Annotated in this window: 16 protein-coding genes; 5 read left to right on the forward strand and 11 right to left on the reverse strand. The window is 67.9% G+C overall.

The window, feature by feature from the left end:
- Window positions 1-118: 118 nt before the first annotated feature.
- From IPF36_RS01970 to IPF36_RS01990, 5 genes are all read left to right on the forward strand, one after another.
- The gene (locus tag IPF36_RS01970; RefSeq protein WP_195427201.1) at window positions 119-1,495 is read left to right on the forward strand and encodes an L-serine ammonia-lyase; all 1,377 of its coding nucleotides are present in this window, start codon (window positions 119-121) and stop codon (window positions 1,493-1,495) included.
- Between the two features lie 121 nt (window positions 1,496-1,616).
- Window positions 1,617-2,354, forward strand: a complete 738-nt coding sequence (locus IPF36_RS01975) for an MBL fold metallo-hydrolase (protein WP_135706131.1) — start codon at window positions 1,617-1,619, stop codon at window positions 2,352-2,354.
- 27 nt (window positions 2,355-2,381) lie between these two features.
- Window positions 2,382-2,855 carry an OsmC family protein gene (locus tag IPF36_RS01980; RefSeq protein ID WP_135706132.1) on the forward strand — a complete coding sequence of 158 codons (474 nt, stop codon included), beginning with the start codon at window positions 2,382-2,384 and terminating at the stop codon, window positions 2,853-2,855.
- A gap of 10 nt (window positions 2,856-2,865) precedes the next feature.
- Window positions 2,866-3,699: an alpha/beta hydrolase gene (locus IPF36_RS01985; protein ID WP_133097837.1), complete on the forward strand. Its 834-nt coding sequence runs from the start codon at window positions 2,866-2,868 to the stop codon at window positions 3,697-3,699.
- A 163-nt stretch (window positions 3,700-3,862) separates the two neighbouring features.
- On the forward strand, window positions 3,863-4,354 hold the full coding sequence (locus IPF36_RS01990; RefSeq protein WP_195427202.1) for a YMGG-like glycine zipper-containing protein: 492 nt from the start codon (window positions 3,863-3,865) through the stop codon (window positions 4,352-4,354).
- 34 nt (window positions 4,355-4,388) lie between these two features.
- Here the strand turns inward: IPF36_RS01990 and IPF36_RS01995 are convergent, their stop codons facing one another.
- From IPF36_RS01995 to atpD, 11 genes are all read right to left on the reverse strand, one after another.
- On the reverse strand, window positions 4,389-5,504 hold the full coding sequence (locus IPF36_RS01995; RefSeq protein WP_133097839.1) for a YbdK family carboxylate-amine ligase: 1,116 nt from the start codon (window positions 5,502-5,504) through the stop codon (window positions 4,389-4,391).
- Window positions 5,504-6,727 (reverse strand): cation:proton antiporter, encoded by a 1,224-nt coding sequence (locus IPF36_RS02000; RefSeq protein ID WP_165971590.1) that lies wholly within the window; start codon window positions 6,725-6,727, stop codon window positions 5,504-5,506. The genes IPF36_RS01995 and IPF36_RS02000 overlap by 1 nt, the downstream gene beginning before the upstream one ends.
- A 159-nt stretch (window positions 6,728-6,886) precedes the next feature.
- Window positions 6,887-8,845, reverse strand: coding sequence for a tetratricopeptide repeat protein (locus tag IPF36_RS02005; RefSeq protein ID WP_133097841.1), 1,959 nt, complete (start codon window positions 8,843-8,845; stop codon window positions 6,887-6,889).
- A gap of 163 nt (window positions 8,846-9,008) precedes the next feature.
- On the reverse strand, window positions 9,009-10,160 hold the full coding sequence (locus tag IPF36_RS02010) for a branched-chain amino acid ABC transporter substrate-binding protein (protein ID WP_133097842.1): 1,152 nt from the start codon (window positions 10,158-10,160) through the stop codon (window positions 9,009-9,011).
- A gap of 179 nt (window positions 10,161-10,339) precedes the next feature.
- Entirely contained in the window at window positions 10,340-14,317 is a 3,978-nt protein-coding gene (putA, locus tag IPF36_RS02015) for a trifunctional transcriptional regulator/proline dehydrogenase/L-glutamate gamma-semialdehyde dehydrogenase (RefSeq protein WP_133097843.1), read from the reverse strand.
- 191 nt (window positions 14,318-14,508) lie between these two features.
- The gene (locus tag IPF36_RS02020) at window positions 14,509-16,806 is read right to left on the reverse strand and encodes a primosomal protein N' (RefSeq protein ID WP_135706135.1); all 2,298 of its coding nucleotides are present in this window, start codon (window positions 16,804-16,806) and stop codon (window positions 14,509-14,511) included.
- A gap of 521 nt (window positions 16,807-17,327) precedes the next feature.
- Window positions 17,328-18,425 (reverse strand): uroporphyrinogen decarboxylase, encoded by a 1,098-nt coding sequence (hemE, locus tag IPF36_RS02025; RefSeq protein WP_135706136.1) that lies wholly within the window; start codon window positions 18,423-18,425, stop codon window positions 17,328-17,330.
- An 80-nt stretch (window positions 18,426-18,505) separates the two neighbouring features.
- Entirely contained in the window at window positions 18,506-19,456 is a 951-nt protein-coding gene (locus IPF36_RS02030) for an alpha/beta hydrolase (protein WP_195427203.1), read from the reverse strand.
- Window positions 19,457-19,522: 66 nt separating this feature from the next.
- On the reverse strand, window positions 19,523-19,966 hold the full coding sequence (locus IPF36_RS02035) for a CoA-binding protein (RefSeq protein ID WP_133097847.1): 444 nt from the start codon (window positions 19,964-19,966) through the stop codon (window positions 19,523-19,525).
- Window positions 19,967-20,733: 767 nt separating this feature from the next.
- On the reverse strand, window positions 20,734-21,150 hold the full coding sequence (locus IPF36_RS02040; protein ID WP_010811262.1) for a F0F1 ATP synthase subunit epsilon: 417 nt from the start codon (window positions 21,148-21,150) through the stop codon (window positions 20,734-20,736).
- Between the two features lie 96 nt (window positions 21,151-21,246).
- The gene (gene atpD, locus IPF36_RS02045; RefSeq protein WP_135706140.1) at window positions 21,247-22,650 is read right to left on the reverse strand and encodes a F0F1 ATP synthase subunit beta; all 1,404 of its coding nucleotides are present in this window, start codon (window positions 22,648-22,650) and stop codon (window positions 21,247-21,249) included.
- Window positions 22,651-22,659 lie beyond the last annotated feature (9 nt).

A 22,659-nucleotide genomic window follows, 5' to 3' on the forward strand; every position in this document is an offset into this window, starting at 1 on the left:
TGGCTCGGCCGCCGCACTATTCTCAAGATGGCGGGCCCGCCGGCGGCGGTGTCCGTTGCCGTACTTCGACCGCCTGAAAAGAGCCTCTGCAAGGCCACCCCATTGCTGGAGACATTCCGTGGCAGTCAGCGTCTTCGATCTGTTCAAGGTGGGCATCGGCCCGTCGAGCTCGCATACCGTGGGCCCGATGCGCGCGGCCCTGATGTTCGCGCAGGGGCTGGAGCGCGACGGCCTGCTGCCGCAGGTGGCCAGCGTGCGGGTCGAGCTGTACGGCTCGCTCGGCGCCACCGGCAAGGGGCACGGCACCGACAAGGGCGTGATCCTCGGCCTGATGGGCGAGTCTCCCGACACCATCGATCCCGATTCCATCGACAGGCGCCTCGCCGCGTTGCGCAAGTCGCGCGAGCTGTCGCTGCTGGGACGCCATATCGTGCCCTTCGTCGAGAAGGAGCACATCGCGTTCTACCGCCGCGAGGCCCTGGCCGAGCATCCCAATGGCATGAAGTTCCATGCCTTCGACAGCAGCGGCGCGAGCCTGCGCGAAGCGCGCTACCTGTCGGTGGGCGGCGGCTTCGTGGTCACCGCCGGTGCGCCCAACACCCAGGTGCTCAACGCCGCGCAGCAGCTGCCGCACCCGTTTCGCAGCGGCAAGGACATGCTGCAGATGGCGCAGGACAGCGGCAAGAGCATTGCGCGGCTGATGCTGGAGAACGAACTGACGTGGCGCAGCGAGCAAGAGGTCATCGACGGCCTGCTGCATATCTGGGACGTAATGCAGGCCTGCGTCGCGCGCGGCTGCCGCACCGATGGCGAACTGCCGGGGCCGTTCAAGGTCAAGCGGCGCGCGCCCGAGTTGTTCCGCAGCCTGACCGAGCGTGCCGAGCGCACGCTGTCGGATCCGCTCTCGGTGATGGACTGGGTCAACCTGTACGCCATCGCCGTCAATGAAGAGAACGCGGCGGGCGGCCGCGTGGTGACCGCGCCGACCAACGGTGCGGCCGGCATCATCCCCGCCGTGCTGCATTACTACGACCGCTTCGTGCCGGGCGCGAACCGGCAGGGTGTAGTCGACTTCCTGCTGACAGCGGGCGCGATCGGGCTGCTGTACAAGCTCAACGCGTCGATCTCCGGGGCCGAGGTCGGCTGCCAGGGCGAGGTCGGCGTGGCCTGCTCGATGGCCGCCGGCGCGCTTGCCGCGGTACTCGGCGGCAGCCCGGCGCAGGTGGAGAACGCGGCCGAGATCGGCATGGAGCACAACCTCGGCCTGACCTGCGACCCGGTCGGCGGGCTGGTGCAGATTCCGTGCATCGAGCGCAATGCGATGGCGTCGGTCAAGGCGGTCAACGCGGCGCGCATGGCGCTGCGCGGCGACGGCACGCACTACGTATCGCTCGATTCGGTGATCAAGACCATGCGCGAGACGGGCGCCGACATGAAGACGAAGTACAAGGAAACCGCGCGCGGCGGGCTGGCGGTGAATATCGTCGAGTGCTAAACGCGCGGCGGTTTTCTCCCCTATCACGCGCGCGGGAGAAGGAAGAAAACCGTCGTACATCGTGCATGGTTTGCGGCGTATCATTGCGGCGTTCCCCGACCGCAGAACAAGAGGGCCCGCCATGCAGACCTTCCACCAGCTCTTTGACGATGCCTCGTCAACCTTCACGTACCTGCTGATCGATGCGGAAACGAAGGAGGCGCTGCTGATCGACCCGGTCGACCACCAGCTCGAACGCGACCTGGCGCTGGTAGAGGATACCGGCGCACACCTGACCTGGGTCATCGAGACCCACGCCCACGCCGACCACATCACCTCGGCCGGCCACCTGGCCATGCAGACCGGCGCGCACACCGCGGCGCCGTCGGGCTGCGATATCAAGCCGGCACAGAAGCAACTGATCGACGGCGACACTGTCGCATTCGGCAAGCAGGTGCTGCGCGCGATCCATACGCCCGGCCATACCGCCGGCAGCATGAGCTACCTGTGGGAAGAGTCCACCTCCGAAGGCATCGTGCGCCGCGTCTTCACGGGCGATGCGCTGCTGATCGACGGCTGCGGCCGCACCGATTTCCAGTCGGGCGATGCCGGCACGCTGTACGACAGCCTGACCCGCAAGCTGTTCGCGCTGCCCGACGACACCCGGGTCTATCCCGCGCACGACTACAAGGGCCAGACCTGCTCGACCATCGGCCATGAGCGCGCGCACAACAGCCGCGTATCCGGCCGCACGCGCGAGGAGTTCATCGAGATGATGCGCAACCTGAACCTGCCGCGGCCCAGGCTGATCGATATCGCGGTGCCGGCGAACCAGCACCTGGGCCTGCGCGACGGCGAGAGCGTGCCGCACGGCGCCTGAAGCATTCCAACCTTGGGAGTCAACCGCATGTCCGTATATACCGCCGAAGTCCTGTGGCAACGCGACGGGCAGGATTTCACCGGCAACCGCTACAGCCGCAGGCACGTGCTGCGCTTCGACGGCGGCGCCGAAGTCCCGGGCTCGTCGTCGCCCCATGTGGTGCCGTTGCCGATGTCGGACGCCAGCGCGGTCGACCCGGAAGAGATGTTCATCGCCTCGCTGTCGAGCTGCCATATGCTGTGGTTCCTGTCGCTGGCGGCGAAGCAGCGCTTTGTCGTCGACCGCTATGTCGATGCCGCCACCGGCGTGATGGAAAAGAACCGCGAAGGCCAGATGGCGATGACAGTGGTGACCCTGCGCCCCCAGGTCACTTTCTCCGGCGAGCGCGAACCCACCCGCGACGAGCTGGAGCGCCTGCACCATGCCGCGCACGATGCCTGCTTTATCGCCAATTCGGTCCGGACCGAGGTGCGGTGCGAACCGGTGCTCGCCGGCGCCTAGCGCACGCGCCATGCCGGCCACCGCGCTGCCCGCGGCACGATCCGCGCCGGCGCGGCGCCTGCTGCGCTGGCTGCTTGCGGGCGCGGTCCTGCTGGGAGGCATCCTGATGCTGCAGGATCGTTTTCTCTACTTTCCCGACAGGGCCTCGGTCGACGATATGGTTGCTCCGGGACTGCGCGCATGGCCGGGTCCGGATGATTTCCGCGGCCTGCTGGCCGAGCCGCACGGTCCCGTCCGCGCCACCGCCATCGTCTTCCACGGCAATGCCGGGCACGCCGGCCATCGCGGCTACTACGCCAGCGTGCTGACGCGGCTGGGCATTCGCGTGATCCTGGCCGAATACCCCGGCTATGGCCCGCGCGACGGCGCGCTTGGCGAGCGCAGCTTCGTCGACGATGCCGGGCAGGCGATTGCGCTGGCCCGGCGCCAGTTCGACGGCCCGCTGCTACTGGTCGGCGAATCGCTCGGCGCCGGGGTTGCGGCGGCCGCCGCGGCGCGCCAGCGCGAGCACGTCGATGCCGTGCTGCTGATCACGCCATGGGACAAGCTCGCCCACGTCGCCGCACACCACTACTCATGGCTGCCGACCGGATGGCTGCTGCGCGACCGTTACGATAGCGTGAGCCACCTGGCCGCCTTTGGCCGCCCGGTCATGGTGGTCGTAGCCGAACGCGACAGCATCGTGCCGCCGCGGCTCGGCAAGGCGCTCTATGAAGCGCTGGACGAACCCCGCCGCCTGGCCGTGATCGACCACGCCGGGCACAACGACTGGACCGGGTACGTCGACGAGGCATGGTGGCGCAACGCGCTTGCGTTCCTGCTGTCGCCGCCCGCGTCCCGCTGATGCGCGCGTGCGCTGCCGGGCAGCTGCGGTGCACGCATCGGCGCCAGCCGGTCCGGCGCGTTGAAACGATGCATTGACTTCGCCACGCCGGCTGCAATACTGGCCTTCAGACACGGCCGCCACCGCACACGGTGGCGCGGCCGGCAACCGCGGGGGATCGATCATGAAGCGAAGGCAAAACTGCACGCTGTACCGCGGCCTGGGCGTACTGGCGGCCGCCCTGCTGCTGGCCCCGGCCCAGGCACTCGCGCAAGGCAAGCCGGTGGCCTACCCGGCCAAGGGCCAGAGCCAGCAGCAGCAGGCCAGCGACGACGGTGCCTGCTACAGCTGGGCCAAGCAGCAGAGCGGTATCGATCCCGCCCAGGCCGCCGCGGCACCGCCCCCGGCGCAGCCGCAAAGCGGCCAGCGCGTGCGCGGTGCCGCGGGGGGCGCCGCTGCCGGCGCAGTGGTGGGGGCGATGGCGGGCGATGCCGGCAAAGGCGCGGCGGTCGGCGCTGCAACGGGTACGGTGGCAGGCGGCGTGGCGCACCGGCAATCGCGGCGCCAGGCCAACGCCGCCAGCCAGCAGGCGCAGGCCAACACCAGCCAGGCGATGGGTTCGTACTACCAGGCCTGGTCCGCGTGCATGCAAGGGCGCGGCTACAGCGTGAAGTAAGTGCCGGTTCAGCGGTTAGGCGGCGGGCGGTGTGTTACGCCGCCCAGCGCTCGCAGGCCTTGCGCACGGTCTCGCGCTGGCTGCGCGCGTCGGCATCGGTCTGGCGCAGCCATTCCGCATCGCCGTCGCGGCGCTCGGCCAGCGCGCGGATATTGGCCAGCGCGTCCAGCGAACCCAATGCCTCTGCATGCGGCACCAGTGCATCGCAGATCGAGAGGATGTGGTCGGCGATCGGCATCCGGGTCAGCTCGTTGGGATGCACATATTCGCCATCCAGCCCGAAGCGGCACGCCTGGAAGCGGTTGAAGGTGTACACCAGGTAGTCGTCTTCCTGCGGCATGAACGGGCGCGACAACAACAGGTAGCGCGCCAGCATCTGGATATACGCGGCGATATCGCAGGCGCGCTGCACCGTCAGCGGCGTGTCCATCACGCGGACCTCAATGGTGCCGAATTCCGGCTTGGGCCGGATATCCCAGTAGAAGTCCTTCATGCTCTCGATCACGCCGGTATTGCGCATCTTCTCGAAATACGCGGTGAAGGCGTCCCACGTCAGCAGGAAGGGCGCGCGCCCGCTCATCGGGAACGCCGCGACCGAATTCAGGCGCGCCGAGGCAAAGCCGGTATCGACACCCTGCACATACGGCGACGACGCCGCCAGCGCAACGAAGTGCGGCACGTAGCGGCCGATGGCGTGCAGCAGGAACAGCGACTCGTCCGCGCTCGGGCAGCCGATATGCACGTGCTGGCCGAATACGGTGAACTGCTTGGCCAGGTAGCCATACAGCTCGGAGATGTACTGGTAGCGCGGCGAGTCCGAGATGGTGCGGTCGGCCCATTGCATGAACGGATGCGTGCCGCCGCCGGAAATGCCCAGGTTGAGCGAGCGCGAGGCGGCCACCATCAGGTTGCGCATGGTGGTCAGCTCGTCCAGCGCCTGCTGGTAGCTGTGGCAGATGCCCGTGCTGATCTCGATCATCGACGGGCTGATTTCCGGCTTAATGTCGCCGGCATGCTCGGCGCCCTTGAGTGCGCGCAGCAGGTCGGGCGCGAACGGCGCCAGGTCATAGTCGTGGCGGTTGACCAGCTGCAGCTCCAGCTCCACGCCGAAGGTCAGTGCCTCGGATTGCTTGAACGATTCGAGCGACATCAGCGCCCTCCTCCATTGGCCCGGGATTCGCCGGCGAAGCGCAGCGCCCACGCTGCCAACACCGGGCCGAGCAGTTGTTCGATCGCCAGCGCGCACAGGATGATAGCGGCCAGCGGCTGTCCGGTGCCGGGGTAGATGCGAGCGACGTCGCTCATCAGCAGGTAGGCCAGCCCCGACATCGGCGCCAGCGCCAGCCCCAGTGCCATGCACTGGCGCATGCTCAGGCCCGAGAACGATCCCAGCGACATCACGCCGGCAAACTTGGCGAGGTGACGCAGCAGCACCAGCACGATGGCATAGACGCCGCCCACGGCCCAGTCATGCGCGGTCAGCGGCAGGCCCAGCGACACCACCATCACGATGATCAGCAGGCTGCCGGCACTGCCGAAGTGCGGCGGCCAGACGTGCGGCTGGCTGTCCTGGTGCTTGAACACCACGCCGGCCAGCAGCAGCGTCAGCGGCATCGACAATTTTAGTACCCGGGTCAGCGCCAGCGTGAACAGCACCAGGCCCACCAGCACCAGGAAGCTGTAGTGGTCATCGGCCGACATGCGCTCATAGATCACGTGGCCGACCTTGCCCACCACCCATGCCAGCAGGCACGAGCCCACCAGCAGGTAGAGCGGGTGCAGCAGGGCGGCGCCCAGGTTGCCGTATTCGGAATGCAGCCAGCCGGTGGCCACCTGCACGATCACGGCAGCGTAGATGCTGTTCAGCGCCGCCATTGCCATCAGCCGCTCGGTGACCTGGCCCTCGGCACGCAGTTCGTTCTTGAGCTGCAGCACGATGGTGGGCGAGGTGCTGACGGCAATGCCGCCGGCCAGGATCGCCACGCCAGGCGAGGCGCCGATCCATTGCAGCACCGCCGCGACCAGGCCCCAGGTCAGCACGCTTTCGAAGGCGCTGGTCAGCAGCAGCCAGCGGTTGGCGCGCAGCCAGGTCAGCGACAGCCGGTGCCCGAGTTCGAACAGGGCCAGTGCCAGCGCCATATCGATCAGGATACGGGTCTGGTTGATCATGTTCTCGTCGACGATGCCGCGCCCGAGCATGCCGGCGAACAGCCCGGCGACGGCATAGCCCACGATGCGCGGGCAGCGCAGCCAGCGGCGGCTGACTTCCCCCGCCAGGCCCGCGCCTACCAGCGCGAGCCCGACCCAGAACAAGCCCCCTGGGGCGAGGGGAAGAGTTGGGAATAGTTGGCTCAGTCCGTTCATGGTCGACATGGTAATGTAAGCACATCACAATCCATGTCAGTGATTGTCCGACACCGCACCAAACGCCTTACGAACTTCGGTCAAGTTCGCGCAAAAAACGCCATCTTCTGGATGGCGTTTTTTACATTTTGTGCGGAACTCAACGCGTCCGCACACCCGTGCGACGCATCAGACGCCCCAGACCTTCCAGCGCGGGCGGGTGGACTTCAGCGCCGTCTCGACCTGCGTGTACAAAGTGCGCGTGGCGCCCTGCGCAGCGCCGCGTGCCCGGGCCTTTTCAAAGTAAGCCAGCGCCGTCTCGCGCTGCTGCAGCCCGAGTGCCGACTCGACCACGCGCAGGCATACCTCGGCATCCCAGTCGTCGCGCACGGCAAAGGCGGCGGCGAAGTCCGCCATGGCCGCTTCATGGCGCCGCGAGGCGTTGTGGACCAGGCCGCGCTGGAGGCGCGGCCCGGCCTGGTCCTCGGGATCGCCCTCGGTCAGCGCGACCGCCTGCTCGAACATCGGCAGCGCGCGCTCCGGTTCGCCCAGCTCGCGCCACAGCAGGCCGAAGCGGTTGTACAGCCAGGCATCCTCGACCAGCAGCGCGCGGCGCTGCTGCCCCTCGATCTCGGCCAGCGCGTCGGCACGGTCATGCTCGTCCATGCGCGCCATCTGTGCCTGCAGAAGCGCGGCGAAGTGAGCGCGCGCATGCGCCATCGGGTGCGCGGCCTCGCTGCGGGCCTCTACCGGCAGCGCATCCAGGCGCGCGTCCATGTGCGCCATCGCGGCGCGCGCCGCCTCGGCCGGCTCGGCGCCGCCCATGGACTTCCAGGCCGCGATCAGGCGGCTGAAGGCCCAGGTGACATCGGCCGGATTGCGCTCGAGCGGGTAGCGATTGAGCACTTCGCCGGCCAGCTCGACCACCTTGCCGTGCTGGCCCGCGCCGGCATGGCAGTCGAGCAGGTCGATCCAGTGGTCGATGAACTCGCTGGCGGCCATGCCCTGGCGATGCAGCGCGATGCGCTCTTCCAGGTGCGCGGCATCGGCAGGCAGGCTGCGCGCCAGCAGCCGGCACAACAATGAATACACGTGCGGATCGGCATTGCCGCCGTGCCCGGCGGCATCGCCCTGGCCGGTGGCGAAATAGTGGTCGTAGCACCTCACGCCATGGCGGCACGCGGCCACCAGCGCGGGGCGCAGCGCCGCCTCGGCGGCGGGGACTTCATCGATGAACTCGCCCAGCGCCATGGCGGCGCGGTAGTAGGCGGCGCCGTCGTCGGACTTGTCGGTGATGGCGAAGCGCTGCCAGGGCTCGCGTTCGGCATCCTGCGCGCCGGCCTTGGCCAGTTGATGGCGCCAGGCCAGTTCGCGTACCTGGGCCTGCGGGTCGGCCACCTGGCGCAGGTAGACGGCCAGGTCGTCGAGCGCGCCCTGCGTGTCGCCCACGCCCCAGCGCAGCGGCGCGCGCAGCCGGCGCGCCTCGGGGTGGTCGGGATGTTCGGCCAGCACGCGGGCGGCCTGGTCGGCGGCGAGCGCGTCGCCGGCATCGGCGTCGAGCTGCAGCAGGTGCGGGTTGTCCAGCGCCACGCGCCCCAGGCAGACGCGCATCAGCGGCTCCACCGGCACGCCGGCGCCCTCGGCGCGGGCAATGTAGTCCTGCACCAGCGGCGCGATGTCTTCCGCGCCCAGGTCGGGATTGCGGAACATCAGGTCGTGCCAGTAGCGCGCCGCGGCAGCCATGTCGTTCATGCGCAGCGCGGCCAAGCCGGCGTGGAAATGCGCCGGCCATTCGCCCGACAGCAATCCGCTGCGCTGCGCGGCCTCATGCAGCCACGGGCGCGCCTCGGCGTCGCGGCCCAGGCTCATCAGCATGGCGCCGTAGCGGTGCGCGATCACGCCGCGCGAGGCCCAGCGGTGCGGCGGCTGCAGCGGCAGGCTGTCCAGGCGCGCGAGTGCCTCGTCCAGCACGGCAAGCGCCGCGGCGGCATCGCCGTTGTCGAAGTGCAGCCGCGCGCGCAGCGTGACGAAATCGACCACCTCGGGCCGGGCCTGCGCAAGCTGGTCGGCGATCTGCAGGGCGTCGGCAAAGCGGCCCTGGTTGGCAAGCTCGATGGCGTGGTCGTAGCTGACTTCCGGCACGGACACGTACTGCTCCTTCTGCATTTTTGGTAAGCGAGTGCGGGATTATGCGCCATGAGGGCGATCCGCATCCGGACAACCATCGGCACGGCGGCCGCTTTCTTTAAGCCATTGCACATAAACAAAACGCCACCCGAGGGTGGCGTCCTGCCTGGCGGGCACTGATTGCTTACTTGCCGCCGACCGTTTCCAGCACGGTCCACTTGCCGCCCACCACCTTGTAGACGGTGATGCCGCCGTCCTTCAGGTCGCCGCGGCCGTCATAGGCCAGCGTCTTGGTGGTCACGCCCTGCATGCTGGTCGCGGCCAGCACCGGCAGGTAGCGCGCCGGATCGGCCGAACCGGCCTTGACCATCGCGGTCATCATCGCGGTGGCGCCGTCATACGAGTACGGCGAGTAGGTCTGCACCTTGGAGCCGAAGCGCTTCTCGTACTTCTTCTCGTAGGCGGCGCCGCCCGGCATCTGGTCCAGCGGCAGGCCGGCCAGCGACACCACGGTGCCTTCGGCGGCAGGACCGGCCAGCTTCAGGAAGTTGTCGGTCTTGGACATCTCGCCCGACACCAGCGGGGCCTTGATGCCCAGTTCCTTGACCTGCTTGGCCATCGGCGCGGACTGGGTCTCGGCGCCGCCGTAGAAGATGATGTCCGGGTTGCTGCGCTTGATGTTGGTCAGCACGGCCTTGAAGTCCACCGCCTTGTCGTTGGTGAACTCGCGGCGCACGATCTTGCCGCCGGCGGCCTTGGCGGCCTTCTCGAACTCGTCGGCCAGGCCCTGGCCGTAGGCGGTGCGGTCATCGACGATGGCGATGTTCTTCGCGCCCAGCTTCTTCACCACGTAGGCGCCGATCACCGAACCCTGCTGGGTGTCGGAGGTCATCATGCGGAAGGTGGTCTTGAATCCCTGCTTGGTGTATTCCGGCGCGGTCGCCATGGCGATCTGCGGAATGCCGGCGCGGTTGTAGACCATCGACGCCGGAATGGTGGTGCCCGAGTTGAAATGGCCGAGCATGCCCTGGATGCCGCCATCGACCAGCTTCTGCGCGACCACCGAGCCGGTCTTGGGGTCGGCCTGGTCGTCTTCGGAGACCAGCACGAACTTGACTTCCTTGCCGCCGATCTTGGGCTTGGTGGCGTTCATGTCCTCGATCGCGAGGACGATGCCGTTCTGCATGTCCTTGCCATACTGGGCCTGGCCGCCGGTCATCGGGCCGGCGTAGCCCAGCTTGATTTCCTGCGCCTGCGCGAAGGCGGCGGAGGCGCCGGTCAGGCCGGCCAGGGTCAGGGCAACGGTCAGTGCCGTCTTGTGGAATGTCGAGCTCATCAGATCTCCTTGGGTCCCAATTGGTGCCACTCTGTGCCGCGTGGTGCCGGTATGGCGCCCTGGGCGGCGTATTTTTCTAGGCGCGGCCTGGCAGTGCCGCGCCCTCCTTGGTATGCGCGCCGGGGCAGGATCGCCGCCACCGGTGCGCGCTTCGACAAGACGCGTCGTCCGAGAATGCCTCAGCCGATCGTCATCAAACTTGCATTGCCGCCCGCGGCAGCGGTGTTGACCGACAGCGAGCGCTCGATCAGCAGGCGATCGAGCGCGACGGTCGGCTCGCCCTGCGCCAGCCCCTGCACGCCGATGATCGGCCCCGGGCGCGCCGCCACCTGCTCGCACACCGTGCGCAGCTGGTCGGAGTCGCCGTGGTGCAGCACCGCATCGATGGCGATGTCCGCGGCAGTCCAGTCAGCCACCATGCGGACGCGCGATTGTACGCCCTTAGGCAGGCGCGCAAACAGCCCCCGCGCAACGGGGGTTTCCGGCCATACGGCGCGCGCGCCGACGGTCAGCACGGCGCCCAGTTGCAGCGCCAGGTCGGCCTCCTGCGCGGCCAGGCACAGCACGTGTTCGCGCGGCAGCAGCGTGTAGGTGTTGCGCTCGCCGGTGGGGCCGGCCAGGGTCACTGCCAGGCCCGACGGCGATGCCTCGGCAAATCGCGCGCAGGCGTCGGCGACCGCGGGCAGCTCGGTGCCGGCCCAGTTGCGGAAGGCTTCGGCGGCGCGCACGGCTTCATCGTCCGGGCCGACCGCCTCGGCGTGGTTGGTCACGTCGGCCGCGCGTACGCTGCGTGCCACCGCGTCCTGCGGACACACGGACAGCAGCCGGTGCAGGTACAGCGGGCCGCCCGCCTTGGGACCGGTGCCCGACAGCGCCTCGCCGCCGAACGGCTGCACGCCGACCACGGCACCGACGATATTGCGGTTCACGTACAGGTTGCCCACATGGGCGCGGCTGACGATAAACGAGATGGTCTCGTCGATGCGGGTATGGATGCCCAGCGTCAGGCCGTAGTTGGTGCCGTTGATCTGGCTGACCATGGTGTCGAGCGCCGCGCGCGGGAAGCGCACCACGTGCAGCACCGGGCCGAACACCTCGCGCTTCAGTTCCTCGATGCTGTCCAGCTCGATCAGCGTCGGCGGCACGAAGGTGCCGTTGCGGCAGCTGGCGCCCTGCGCGGCATTGGGATCGGCCTGGTGGACGCGGCGGCCCTTGGCACGCATGGCGTCGATATGGCGCACGATGTTGGCGCGCGCCTCTTCGTCGATCACCGGGCCGACGTCGGTCGACAGGCGATCCGGGTTGGCCATGGTCAGTTCCTGCATCGCGCCCTTGAGCATTTCCAGCACGCGGTCGGCCACGTCCTCCTGCAAGCACAGCACGCGCAGCGCCGAGCAGCGCTGGCCGGCCGAGTCGAAGGCCGAGTTGACCACGTCTCCGACCACCTGCTCGGCCAGCGCCGAGGAGTCGACGATCATCGCGTTCTGGCCGCCGGTCTCGGCGATCAGCGGGATCGGGCGGCCGGCGGCGTCGAGACGGCCGGCGACATTGCGTTGCAGGATGCGTGCGACCTCGGTCGAGCCGGTGAACATCACGCCCTTGACGCGGGCATCGCCCACCAGCGCGGCGCCGACGGTCTCGCCGCGGCCCGGCAGCAGCTGCACCGCGCCGGCCGGCACGCCGGCTTCGCGCAGCAGCTTCACCGCGGCGGCGGCGATCAGCGGGGTCTGCTCGGCGGGCTTGGCCAGCACCGGGTTGCCTGCGGCCAGCGCCGCGGCGACCTGGCCGGTGAAGATCGCCAGCGGAAAGTTCCACGGGCTGATGCACACCACCGGGCCCAGCGGGCGGTGAGTCTCGTTGTCAAAGCCGCGGCGGATCTCGGCGGCGTAGTAGCGCAGGAAGTCCACCGCCTCGCGCACTTCGGCGATGGCGTTGGAGAAGGTCTTGCCGGCCTCGCGCATGATGATGCCCATCAGCGACTGCATCTGCGCTTCCATCAGGTCGGCGGCGCGCTCCAGCGCGGCGGCGCGCACGTCCGGCGGCGTCGCCTGCCAGATCGGCGCGGCATTGACGGCTGCCTGCAGCGCGGCGTCGACGTCGGCCTGGCTGGCTTCGGTGACCTGGCCGACCACGTCGCGGTGGTCGGCGGGGTTCAGCACGGGCGTGGTGATGGCGTCGGCCGCGCGCGGCACCTCCGCGCCCAGCATCGGCTCGGCAACCTGGCGCTCACTGGTGCCCGCCAGCAGCGCCGACGACAGCGACGCCAGCCGGTGTTCGTTGGCCAGGTCGATGCCGGCCGAGTTGGGACGGCTCTTGCCGTACAGCGTACGCGGCGACGGGATGCGCGGATGCGGCAGGCCCAGCGTACCTTCGTCACGGTGCATGGCCTCGACCACGGCAACCGGATCGGCCACCAGCTCGTCCAGCGAGATGGTGTCGTCGGCGATGCGGTTTACGAACGAGGTGTTGGCGCCGTTCTCCAGCAGGCGGCGCACCAGGTAGGCCAGCAGCGTCTCATGCGTGCCGACCGGCGCGTATATCCGGCATGGGCGGTTGAACTTGCCGTCGGCGGTCGGGCCGACCACCTGGTCGTACAGCGGCTCGCCCATGCCGTGCAGGCACTGGAACTCGTACTGGCCGGGGTAGTAGCTGTGGCCGGCGATCTGGTAGATGGCCGACAGCGTGTGCGCGTTGTGCGTCGCGAACTGTGGATAGATCGCGTCCGGCACCGACAGCAGCTTGCGCGCGCAGGCGACATACGACACATCGGTGTAGACCTTGCGCGTGTAGACCGGGTAGCCCTCCAGTCCTTCCACCTGGCCGCGCTTGATCTCGCTGTCCCAGTAGGCGCCCTTGACCAAGCGGATCATCAGGCGGTGGCGGCTGCGGCGGGCCAGGTCGATCAGGTAGTCGATCACGAACGGGCAGCGCTTCTGGTAGCCCTGCACCACGAAGCCGATGCCGTTCCAGCCGGCCAGCTCGGGCTCGAAGCACAGGCGTTCGAGCAGGTCGAGCGAGATCTCCAGCCGGTCGGCTTCCTCGGCATCGATATTGATGCCGATGTCGTACTGGCGGGCCAGCAGCGTCAGCGACTTCAGGCGCTCGTACAGCTCGCCGATCACGCGCTCGTGCTGGGCGCGGCTGTAGCGCGGATGCAGCGCCGACAGCTTGATCGAGATGCCCGGGCCTTCATAGATGCCACGACCGCGCGAAGCCTGGCCGATGGCATGGATGGCCTGCTCGTACGAAGCCAGGTAGCGCGCGGCATCGTCCTCGGTCATGGCCGCTTCCCCTAGCATGTCGTAGGAGTAGCGGAACCCCTGCGCCTCGTACTTGCGCGCGTTGGCGAGCGCCTCGGAAATGGTCTCGCCGGTGACGAACTGCTCGCCCATCAGGCGCATCGCCATGTCCACGCCCTTGCGGATCAGCGGCTCGCCGCCCTTGCCGATGATGCGCGTGAGCGCCTTGGTCAGGCCCGATTCGGTATGCGTGGCGACCAGCTTGCCGGTCAGCAGCAGGCCCCATGTGGCGGCGTTGACGAACAGCGACGGGCTCTGGCCCAGGTGCGACTGCCAGTTGGCGCCGCTGATCTTGTCGCGGATCAGCGCATCGCGGGTGGCCTTGTCGGGAATGCGCAGCAGCGCCTCGGCCAGGCACATCAGCGCCACGCCCTCCTGCGACGACAGCGAGAATTCCTGGATCAGGCCCTGCACCAAGCCTTCGCGGCCAGTTCCAACCTTCTGTTCGCGCAGCGCGGTGGCCAGCTTCTTGGCCATCTTGATGGCTGCCTCGGCCTGCTGCTGCGGCAGGCGTGCCTGCTCCAGCAGCACCGGCACGCAGTCGGTCTCGGGACGACGGTAGGCTGAGGTGATGGCGGCACGCAGCACCGACTGGGGCTGGATGCTCTGCGCGAATTCCAGGAACGGCTGCGGCGCGCCGTCGGCGGCGACCAGGTCGGGGGCGTCGGAACCATCGGAGTCGGCCGAGCCGGCGGCGCTGGTCTCGTGCGGCAGGTGCCCGCGCTCGACCTGCTCCAGGTAAGTGAAGATGGCCTGCTTGATCAGCCAGTGCGGCGTGCGGTCGATGGATTGGGCGACACGCTTGAGGCGATCGCGCGAGGCGTCGTCGAGCTTGACGCCGAGAGTGGTGGTGGCCATGCGGGCAGTTCTCCGAAAACTGGGGCGCCGCCGGTACCGCCGCGCCGATGCCGCAGGCATGGACGCACGACCGGCCGCAGCCTGTGAGCTGGCGCGATCTTACTCCCGAAAAACCTCAAGGTGCAACCTTGTGCAACCCTAGCGTTAACCCTGAAAAATGGGTTGCACCTGCGCAGCCCGCCGCTGTCGCTTCATATCCGGAGCGGGTCGATTTCCAGCTGCCAGCGCACCCCTTTCACCTCCGTTCCTACCTCTGCGAAAGTCTGTACCCACTCAGCCATGAACCGTTGCAGCGCCGGCCTTGATGTCGCCTCGACCAGCATCTGGGCGCGCTCGCGGTTGGCGATGCGCACCATCGACATGGGCACCGGGTCGTGCAGTTGCACCTCGGCCGCCAACCGGCACGAATCGGCGTGCCGCCGCGCTGCCTGCAGGAACTGCAGCGCCCGCTCCAGCTCGCCGTGCTCCGCGGTGACCAGCACCTGGAAGCAGAACGGGGGCAACCCGGCCTGGCGCCGCTCTCGCAACTGGCTGGCCGCGAATCCATCATAGTCATGGCGCGTCAGCGCCTGCAATGCCGGGGTATCCGGGTAGCGGGTCTGGATCAGCACCTCGCCCGGCAGCCCGGCGCGCCCGGCGCGCCCCGCCACCTGCATCAGCGACGCGAACAGGTGCTCGGCGGCGCGGAAATCGTGGCTGAACATGGCGGCGTCCGGGTGCACGATGCCGACCAGCGTCACGCGCTGGAAGTCATGGCCCTTCGCGACCATCTGGGTGCCCACCAGGATGTCGACTTCGCCGGCGTGGACTTCATCGAACATCGCCTGCGCGCTGCCCTTGCGCCGGGTCGAGTCGGCGTCGATGCGGGCGATGCGCGCCTGCGGGAAGCGTGCCGCCAGCGCTTCCTCGATGCGCTGGGTGCCGCGGCCGAGCGGCGCGATATCGACATTGCCGCAATCCGGGCAGTGGTGCGGCACCGGGGCCTCCAGCCCGCAGTGGTGGCAGCGCAGGCGCCGCTCGGGCCGGTGCAGCACCAGGTACGCCGAGCAGCGCGGGCAGCCCGACAACCAGCCGCAGCTGTCGCAGGCAATCACCGGCGCGTAGCCGCGGCGATTCAGGAACAGCAGGCTCTGCTCGCCGCGCGCCAGGCGGGCGTCGATCGCTTCCAGCAGCGGCACCGACAGGCCTTCGAACAGCGCGCGCTGGCGCTGCCGCTCATGGTTCAGGTCGACCAGCCGCACGGTTGGCAACGCGGCATCCGCCTGGGCGCGCTCGCGCAGCACCAGCTTGCGGTAAGTGCCCTGCCCCGCCCGCCACCAGGTTTCCATCGACGGCGTGGCCGAACCCAGCACGACGGCGATGCCGCGCTGCTTGGCCCGCCACACCGCCAGGTCGCGAGCCGAGTAGCGCAGCCCTTCCTGCTGCTTGTAGGAGGTATCGTGCTCCTCATCGACCACGATCAGTGCCAGTGCCGGCAGCGACGCCATCACGGCCATACGCGTGCCCAGCACGATCCGGGCCTCGCCGCGATGCGCGGCCAGCCACTGCAGGCTGCGCTCCTGGTCGGCCAGGCCGCTGTGCAGCACCGCCAGCGGCAGGTGCGGGAAACGCGCGGCGATGCGCATCTGCAACTGCGGTGTCAGGTTGATCTCTGGAACCAGCATCAGCACCTGGGAGTGCGGGTCGCGCTCCAGCACGGCCTGCATGGCGTGCAGGTAGACCTCGGTCTTGCCGCTGCCGGTAACGCCGTGCAGCAGGAACGGGGAGAAACCCTGCGCTTCGGCGATCGCCTGTACCGCGGCGCGCTGCTCGTCATGCAAGGCAGGGGCCGCGGACGGCGCCTGCATCGGCGCGGTCGGCAGCAGCAGCCGCGCGGTGCGATCGGCTTCGACCCAGCCGGCGGCCTGCCATTCGGCCAGCCGGGCCGGTGCCGCCGCGCACAGCGCGCGCGCATCGGCCAGCGCCATTGGCGTGCCGACGGCCGCGCGTTCGGCGAGCGCCTGAGCCAGCGCCCGCACGCTGCGGGCGCGCGGCGGCACGGCGGCCAGCAAGTTATCCACATGCCCGGGCAGCAGGCGATATTCGTCGGTGCGGGCACGCTGTGCCAGGCCCGGCCAACTGTCGGCTTCACGCAACGCCGGCGGCAGCGCAGGGAGCATGACCTCGCCCAGGCGGCGCTGGTAATATCGCGCCGCAAACGCGGCCAGCGCGATCCAGTCGGGCGGCAACGGCGGCATCCAGTCCAGGCGCTGCGCCACCGGGCGCAGCCGGTCGGGCGGCACATCGGAGGTGGCAGCGCGCTCCACGGCTACGCCAACCAGGCTGCGACGGCCAAATGGCACCACGACGAGGTCGCCGGTCGCGACCTCGGGCGTCGCCAGGTAGTCGAAGCAATCGTCGGCGGGTGTATCCAGCGCGACACGGACGATCGGCAGGGCGATGGCCGGGTCGCCCCGCAATATGGCGTTGGCGCCGCTATCGTCCGCCATCGGACCCGACCTGGTGCACGCCAGTCGCACGATCGCTGTGCTTTGGGCGGCAGCACGGCGGCCGCAGGCGTTTTTGTGTGCGGCGCAACATCAACTTAAAGTAAAACTTCAAATGTGGCCCTAAGTCGATGATAGATGACTGGTTTTCCACTAATTCCATCGCCCCTGTGGATAACTTTGTTGAAAAGTCGCTCGGGAGCGCCCGGAAGGCCCGGAAATCAAGGGATCCACTGGCATCGGCCCACGCTTTGCAAATCTTCCAAAGCCTTAAAAATCAAGACCTTGCAAACATCCCCCGGATAGGTTAAGGCATTACCCTCTCTTGCACTGCGGCAAACCTATCGGTGTGCATAAGTCAAGCCCCGAGAATCAACTCCGAGCACCTTTTTGGCGAATGCTGGCGAAAAAGTTAACTTGACAGGCGTAACGGCGCGGCTCCCGCATCACCGGGTACGCGCCGGCGCGTTTCGCTGCAGCGCGGGGCGCCGCGAGCCCAACGGCCGCGGCGTATATCACGCGGGTCACTTCTGCGCGGCGCGCAGCTTGCGGCTGTAGGCATGCACTTCGTCGACCAGCACGGTGACATGCTCGGGCGGCGTGAACTGCGAGATGCCGTGGCCGAGGTTGAACACGTGGCCATCGCTGCCGCCGCCCGCGGCGTAGCTGTCCAGCACGCCACGCACCTGCTCGCGGATCGCCGCTTCGGGCGCGAACAGCACGGTGGGGTCGATATTGCCCTGCAGGGCCACGCGCCCGCCGGTACGGCGGCGCGCCTCGGCCAGGTTGACGGTCCAGTCCAGCCCGATCGCGTCGGCACCGGTATCGGCCAGCGCTTCCAGCCACAGTCCGCCGCCCTTGGTAAAGACGATCGCCGGCACCTGCTCGCCCGCGTGCTCGCGCTTCAGTCCGGCAAGCACGCGGCGCATATAGGCCAGCGAGAACGCCTGGTACATGCCGTCGGCGAGCACGCCGCCCCAGGTGTCGAAGATCATCACTGCCTGCGCGCCCGCGTCGATCTGGGCGTTCAGGTATGCAGAGACGGCCTGCGCGTTGATTTCGAGGATGCGGTGCATCAGGTCCGGGCGGCCATACATCATCGCCTTGACCGTGCGGAAGTCGTCCGAGCCGCCGCCTTCGACCATGTAGCACGCCAGCGTCCACGGGCTGCCCGAGAAGCCGATCAGCGGCACGCGCTGGCGGCCGTCCTGCACCAGCGCGCGGCGGATCTCGCTGACCGCGTCGAACACGTATTGCAACGAGGACATGTCGGGTACGGCCAGCTTCTGCACGTCGGCTTCGGAGCGCAGCGGATGCGCGAAGCGCGGGCCTTCGCCCTGGGCGAACGAGAGGCCGAGGCCCATGGCATCGGGCACGGTCAGGATGTCGGAGAACAGGATGGCCGCGTCCAGCGGATAGCGGTCCAACGGCTGCAGGGTCACCTCGGTGGCGTAGGCCGGGTTCTTGGCCAGCCCGAGGAAGCTGCCGGCGCGCGCGCGCGTGGCGTTGTACTCGGGCAGGTAGCGGCCTGCCTGGCGCATCAGCCACAGCGGCGTGTATTCGGTGGGCTGGCGGCGCAGCGCGCGCAGGAAGGTATCGTTCTGCAGTGCGGTCATGGTCATCCTCGTAAGACCGCCATTCTAAGGGATGGGCGAGGCGTGCCGGCGCTTCAGGGTATGGGCCCGATGCGCTGCGGCCACGCTCAGGCGTCGTCGAGCAGGTCGCGGAAGGCATCGGCGGCACGCCGCATCCATTCGCGCGCACGCTGGGCTTCCGGCTGCAGCCGCGCGAAGCCATGGACCATGCCACTGGCCTCGATGGTGATCACCGCGGCGTCGTGGCGCACCAGGAAGTCGGCGTAGGCCAGACCATCGTCGCGCAACACGTCGTGGGCCGCGACCACGATCACCGTCGCGGGCGGCCGAACCGGCGCTGCGGCCATCAGGTGCACGCGCGGGTCGGCATGCGCCGCTCCTTCCGCAAGAGCCCCGGCGCCGATGAACTGGGTCCAGAACCATGCCATTTCGTCGCGCGTCAGGCCGGGACCGTCGGCAAAGGCCCGATAGCTTTCCGTGGCCAGTACCGGCGCCGCGACGGGGTAGATCAGCAGTTGGGCGTCGACCCGCACCGCGTTGCCGCCGTTAAGCTGCTGTGCGGCCTGCGCCGCCAGATGGCCACCCGCGCTGTCGCCGGCCAGCGCCAGGAAGGCTGGTGCCAGGCCCAGCGCCTCGCGCTGGCCCGCCAGCCACGCCACCGCTTCCATGGCGTCTTCGCAAGGCGCGGGGAATGGATGCTCGGGCGCCAGCCGGTAGTCGACGCTGACCACCGCGCAACCGGTATCCTCGGCGAGCAATGCCGCCACGGTATGGTGGGTCTGGGGCGAGCCGATGACCCAGCCGCCCCCATGGAAGTACACGATCAGCCGCGGCCGGGCCTCGCCTTGCGGCTGGAACAGGCGCGCGTCAAGGGTGCGGCCCGCCAGCGGGATCTGCAGGTCCCGCACGGCGATGCCCTCGGGGTCCGGCAGCTGCGAAGCCGCGGCGATCTCGGCAAAGCGGGTACGGCGCGCGGCGGCGTCGGCAGGCACGGGCGCGCCGGCATAGCGCTCGGCCAGGCGGCGATAGTAGGCGGTCAGTTCGGGATCGATGGCCATGGTTGCGAGGGCTTGTAAGAACGAAAACGGGCCAGTGCCGGCGCGGCTGAGCGCGCCTTGGGCAACCTAGCGCGGCGCCGCCAGTGCGCGCGTCAGCTCGATCTTGCTGCAGCAGTCCTGGACCGCCAGCAGTCCCGCGGCGGCGGCGCGGCGCACGGCTTCATCGTTGACGATGCCAAGCTGCAGCCAGACCCCGCGCGCGCCGATGGCGATGGCGTCATCGACCACCGCGGGCGTATCCTCGGCACGGCGGAAGATGTCGACCCACTCGATGCGTGCGCCGCTGGCGGCCATCGCCTCGGCCGCCTGCTGCAGACTGGCGTGACAGGTTTCGCCAAGGATGCGCTCGCCGGCGTGGCGTGGATTCACCGGCACGATACGGAAGCCGTGACCCTGCAGGAATTCCGCCACCTCATTGCTGGGGCGCTCCGGCCGGTCCGACAGGCCGACCACGGCCACGGTCTTCATCGCCAGCATGGCATGTATCGCTGGCTGCATCTCTGGGTGCATTGCGGCTCCGGCTGTGAAACTGTGAATAACTGCGGGATAAGTCTTGGGATAACGGCTGAACAACTGCAGGATAACCGGGGATAACTGTCCGGCTTCCATCGGCCCGAGGCGGGCCAGCGCTGGGGACGTATCAAATCGTAACCGCGAATCGCCACATGGACATGGTGCGAGAGCGAACACGAAAAACAAGCCGGGAATGATACGCTATCGGCACGTTACAACGGCAAACTTGGTCGTAACTTGCACAAAAGTGGCGCGCACGGCGGGTATTGGTGCCAGCGGCTTTCAACTTCTTGCAAAACGATACATTTTGTTACTGCCATGCCGGGGAGTTTCCCCCACAATGCATTGACACACCCGCTGTCCGGGGTGCGGCGCCCCAGCAAAGATTGCTGTGCAGACCTAAAGGGGCGTGGTGAAGAAAGCCTTTTTGTAGCGTTTCTTGCAGCAACCCGATTTTCCGATCCAGCAAAATTGCCGCTGGACCGGAACACCAGGAAGACCGTTTTAGCGCGTGGCCTTTGCAGCCTGTTGCGGATACCAGGTATCCGATGCGCCTTGATTGTCACCTGGACCGAACCCGTTCCTTCGAATTGACCCCTCGAAGGGATTTTCCCGTCCGCGCGGAGCCTCCCCGGCCCGCGCGCTTTTTTTTGTCCAGGCAGGACGAAAGCATATCGCTGTGTCCACAAAAAAGGCAGCCTCGCGGCTGCCTTTTTTAAATGTCGCATCGAAAAAACAACAACGCGACAGTACTACCGAAGCAGTTACTTCTTACGACGCAGGCGGGCAATGGCAGCCAGCTGCGCAGCCGCCACGGCGAGCTCGCTCTGGGCACGTGCCAGGTCGAGGTCGCTGCTCTGGTTCTGCATCAGCTCTTCGGCCGCGCGCTTGGCTTCCTGGGCCTTGGCTTCGTCCAGGTCGCCACCGCGGATAGCGGTGTCGGCCAGCACGGTGACGTGCTTGGGCTGCACTTCGAGAATGCCGCCGGCAACGAACACGAACTCTTCGCTGCCGTCTTCCTTCTCGATGCGCACCGCACCCGGCTGGATGCGCGTGATCAGCGGCGTGTGGCCCGGCAGGATGCCCAGCTCACCCGACTCGCCCGGCAGCGCCACGAACTTCGCCTGGCCGGAGAAGATCGACGCTTCCGCGCTGACGACGTCTACAAGAATGGTTGCCATATCTGATCCTTTCTCCAATCGCTTCGCTTCTGGCGGCTGCACCGCTTGGCGCGATGCCCCGCCGCCCCCGCAGGCGCGGGGGCATCGAAACAAGGCTTACTGGAGCTTCTTGGCCTTCTCGAAGGCTTCGTCGATCGAGCCGACCATGTAGAACGCCTGCTCGGGCAGGTGATCGCACTCGCCGTCCACCAGCATCTTGAAACCACGGATGGTTTCCTTCAGCGGCACGTACTTGCCCGGCGAACCCGTGAACACTTCGGCCACGTGGAACGGCTGCGACAGGAAACGCTGGATCTTGCGCGCGCGGTTCACGGCCATCTTGTCTTCCGGCGACAGTTCGTCCATGCCCAGAATCGCGATGATGTCGCGCAGTTCCTTGTAGCGCTGCAGGGTCTGCTGCACGGCGCGCGCGACGCTGTAGTGCTCCTGGCCCACAACCTGCGGGTCCATCTGGCGCGAGGTCGAGTCGAGCGGATCCACGGCGGGGTAGATACCGAGAGCGGCGATGTCACGCGACAGCACCAGGGTCGAGTCCAGGTGCAGGAAGGTGGTTGCCGGCGACGGGTCGGTCAAGTCATCCGCAGGCACGTACACGGCCTGGATCGAGGTGATCGAGCCAGTCTTGGTCGAGGTGATGCGCTCCTGCAGCTTGCCCATTTCTTCAGCCAGCGTCGGCTGGTAGCCCACGGCGGAAGGCATACGGCCCAGCAGTGCCGACACTTCGGTACCGGCCAGCGTGTAGCGGTAGATGTTGTCGACGAAGAACAGGATGTCGCGGCCCTCGTCGCGGAACTTCTCGGCCATGGTCAGGCCCGAAAGTGCCACGCGCAGACGGTTGCCCGGCGGCTCGTTCATCTGGCCGAACACCATGGCCACCTTGTCGAGCACGTTGGATTCCTTCATTTCGTGGTAGAAGTCGTTCCCTTCACGGGTACGCTCGCCCACGCCGGCGAACACCGACAGACCGCTGTGCTGCTTGGCGATGTTGTTGATGAGCTCCATCATGTTGACGGTCTTGCCCACGCCAGCACCACCGAACAGGCCCACCTTGCCGCCCTTTGCGAACGGGCAGATCAGGTCGATCACCTTGATGCCGGTTTCGAGCAGGTCGGTCGAAGGCGACAGTTCGTCGAACTTCGGTGCCTTCTGGTGAATCGCGCGGCGCTCGTCCGAAGCGATCGGGCCAGCTTCGTCAATGGGGCGACCCAGCACGTCCATGATGCGGCCCAGGGTACCCTGACCCACCGGCACCGAGATCGGCGCTTCGGTGTTCTTCACCGGCATGCCGCGGCGCAGGCCGTCCGACGAACCGAGGGCAATGGTACGCACCACGCCATCGCCCAGCTGCTGCTGGACTTCGAACGTCAGGCCCTTTTCGGCGAACGACGTTTCGCCGCTGTCTTCCAGCACCAGCGCGTCGTACACCTTCGGCATCGCGTCGCGCGGGAACTCGATGTCCACCACGGCGCCGATGCACTGCACAATATTTCCGATACTCATTTCGTATCT

This window comes from Cupriavidus sp. IK-TO18, assembly GCF_015549295.1.
Taxonomy (GTDB): domain Bacteria; phylum Pseudomonadota; class Gammaproteobacteria; order Burkholderiales; family Burkholderiaceae; genus Cupriavidus; species Cupriavidus oxalaticus_A.